The sequence below is a fragment of the Actinoplanes sp. NPDC051633 genome (assembly GCF_040681735.1).
Lineage (GTDB): Bacteria > Actinomycetota > Actinomycetes > Mycobacteriales > Micromonosporaceae > Actinoplanes.
Window position 1 is genome coordinate 1 of sequence record NZ_JBFAZH010000974.1, and the last position, 2,983, is coordinate 2,983.

A 2,983-nucleotide genomic window follows, 5' to 3' on the forward strand; every position below is an offset into this window, starting at 1 on the left:
CTCGGCCGACTGGGCGATCATCAGCAGCAGCTGCAGGTTGCGGCCGACCAGGGCGGACGAGAGCGCGATCGCGGAGCTGGGCTACGTGCCGAACCGTGCCGCCCGGACGCTGGTCACCCAGCGGACCGACTCCATCGCCCTGGTCATCTTCGAGTCCGGGGAGCGGTTCTTCGCCGAGCCGTTCTTCGGCCGGATCGTGCAGTCGATCTCGTCCGCCCTGGTCGGCCGCAACCTGCAGCTGCTGCTGATGATCGCCCAGTCGGCCGAGGAGCGGAATCGCGTCGAGGGCTTCCTGACCCGCCAGCACGTGGACGGCGCGCTGCTGCTCTCGCTGCACGGCGACGACCTGCCGGCCAAGCTTGAGGACCGCGGCGTGGCCACCGTGCGCGCGGGCCGCCCGATCACGGCCGGCGCCGAGCACTGCTACGTGGACGCGGACAACCGCGGCGGCGCCCGGGCGGCGGTCGAGCATCTGACCCGGTCGGGCCGGCGCCGGATCGCGGCGATCGCCGGCCCGCTCGACATGCCGCCGGGCGTCGCCCGGCTGGACGGCTATCGCGATGTGCTCGGCGGCGCGGGCGTGGTGGCGCACGGCGACTTCAGCGAGGAGAGCGGCGCCGCGGCGATGGCCTGGCTGCTCGACCGGCACCCCGACCTGGACGCGGTCTTCGCCGCCTCGGACATGATGGCGGCCGGCGCGGTCCGGGTGCTGCGCTCGCGCGGGTTGCGGGTGCCGGCGGACGTGGCGGTGATCGGCTTCGACGACTCGGTGATCGCCCGGCACACCGACCCGCCGCTGACCACCGTGCACCAGCCGATCGAGGAGATGGGCCGGGAGATGGTCCGGCTCCTGCTCACCAAGATCGACGGAGCCGAGCCGGACTCCTGCGAGATCGTGCTCAACACCCGCCTGGTGCTACGCGGCTCCGCCTGATTCATCTGATGTCTAGCGAGCGCGGGCCGACTTGACAAGATCGGCCGCCAGGCGTCATCACGAGGCTCGAGCTTCCTCAAGCCGTTTACGCACAAACTAATCCCAGCCAGAAGCGCAGCGCACGATTGCGGATCGGGCATGGCTTTACAGGCCGGATGCGCCGTGGAAGCATGCCTTTCATCAGATCAATTTGATGCCGTCGCCGTGATGCGGTGCGGATGGTCCTGATCCGGGGTGGGCTGCCGGCGCCGGCCGGCGTGAGGAGCCGATGATGCGATACCGCGAGTGGGCGGGCGCCCGGCTGCCGGTGTCGATGGTCGGTCTCGGAGCAGCCCCGTTGGGTGACGTGTACGGGCCGGTGGACCTCGGAAGCGCCACCCGTGCGGTCCGTACCGCCCTCGACATGGGAGTCAACATCGTCGATGTGGCTCCCTACTACGGGGCCACCCGGGCCGAGACGGTCCTCGGCAAGGCTCTCGCCGGCGTCGACCGCGAGAGCTACCTTCTGGCCACCAAGGTGGGCCGGTACGGTCTGGACGCGTTCGACTTCAGCGCCGAGCGGGTCCGTCGCAGCGTTGATGAAAGCCTTGGCCGGCTGGGTGCCGAGTACATCGATCTCATCCAGGTGCATGACATCGAATTCGGCGATCTGGACCGGATCGTCGACGAGACGATTCCCGCTCTGGACGAGCTGCGAACGGCGGGCAAGGTGCGGCACATCGGTGTCACCGGGTACCCACTGGCGGCACTCGAACGGGTCGCCCGCGGCGCGGCTGTCGACAGTGTGCTGTCCTACTGCCGGTACACGCTGCTCGACCGCGGCCTGACCCGCTTTCTTCCGTCCTTCCGCGATGCCGGAGTCGCCGTCTTCAACGCATCGCCGCTGGCGATGGGCGCCCTCACCCGCCGGGGCGCCCCGCCCTGGCACCCTGCTCCGGCCGACATGCTGCGGCGGTGCGCGGCGGCGGCCGAGTGGTGCGAGGCGCGTGGCTTGCAGATCGAGCGGCTGGCCATTCAGTTCGCCACCGCCCATCCCGGCTTCGTGAGCACGTTCGTCGGAATGGCCGACGAGTCCGAGGTCAGGCGCGCCATCTCGTGGGCGCTGGACCCGATCGACGACGAACAACTGGCCGAAGTCGATCGGCTCCTGGCTCCGGTCCGCGACCGCCCGTGGCCCAGCGGCCGCCCGGAGAACGCGGACACTTCGCCGCCGCCCGATGGGGAGCCGGCGTGAGCGGCGAACCGGGGCCATTGATCGACACACACGTCCATCTGTGGGATCCGCGGCGTTTCGAGTACCCGTGGCTGGCCCGATTCCCGGCCTTGCGGCGGACGTTCGGCCCGCTTGATCTCGACACCGACGGCCAGGTGCTGTCCGCGGCCGTGCTCGTCGAGGCGGACTGCATCGGCGACCAGGCCGCGGCGGAGGTCGAGTGGATCGAGGAGATCGCGTCGGCGTGGCCGCTGCTGGCCGCGGTCGTGGCTCAGGTGCCGCTGGAGCGCGGTGCCGGCGTGACGACCGACCTGCGCCGGCTTTCTCGCTCCCGCCTGGTGCGCGGCGTGCGCCGCAACACGCAGGATGAGCCGCGCGGCTTCGCGGCTGAAGCGGGGTACGTCGCCGGCGTCCGGCTGCTCGCCGAGTACGGCTTCACCGCCGACCTGTGCGTGCGCCATCAACAGCTCCCGGACGTCATCGCGCTGGTCTCGCAGGTTCCCGAGGTCACCTTCGTGCTGGATCACCTGGGTAAGCCGGACGTGCGTGCGGGGGAATGGGAGTCCTGGGCCGAGGCGATCCGGCGGCTGGCGGCGGCTTCGAACGTGGCCTGCAAGCTTTCGGGCCTGACCACGGAGGCGGACTGGGCGCGCTGGTCGCCGTCCGACGTGCTGCCGTACCTGCGGCATGCCTTGACCGAGTTCGGGCCGGAACGCTGCATGTTCGGCAGCGACTGGCCGGTCGCCACCCTCGCCACCCGGTACGGCGGTTGGGTGGCGGCGGTCCGCTCGGCACTCGCCGACCGGCCGGCCGCGGATGGCTATCTGGTCTGGCGC

Annotated in this window: 3 protein-coding genes; all 3 read left to right on the forward strand. The window is 70.9% G+C overall.

Annotation, left to right across the window (positions count from 1 at the left end; translation table 11 throughout):
* On the forward strand, nt 1-934 hold a 934-nt coding region (locus AB0M20_RS35415; RefSeq protein WP_364304879.1), incomplete at its 5' end, for a LacI family DNA-binding transcriptional regulator.
* Between the two features lie 268 nt (nt 935-1,202).
* Complete coding sequence (locus AB0M20_RS35420) at nt 1,203-2,168, forward strand: aldo/keto reductase (RefSeq protein ID WP_364304881.1); 966 nt, start codon at nt 1,203-1,205, stop codon at nt 2,166-2,168.
* The coding region (locus AB0M20_RS35425; protein ID WP_364304883.1) for an amidohydrolase family protein at nt 2,165-2,983 on the forward strand (819 nt) is incomplete at its 3' end. The genes AB0M20_RS35420 and AB0M20_RS35425, both read left to right, overlap by 4 nt.

Excerpts from the sequence above, each read along its gene's own strand:
- AB0M20_RS35420 (WP_364304881.1), top strand. The coding sequence starts at position 1,203 with ATGATGCGATACCGCGAGTGGGCGGGCGCCCGGCTGCCGGTGTCGATG.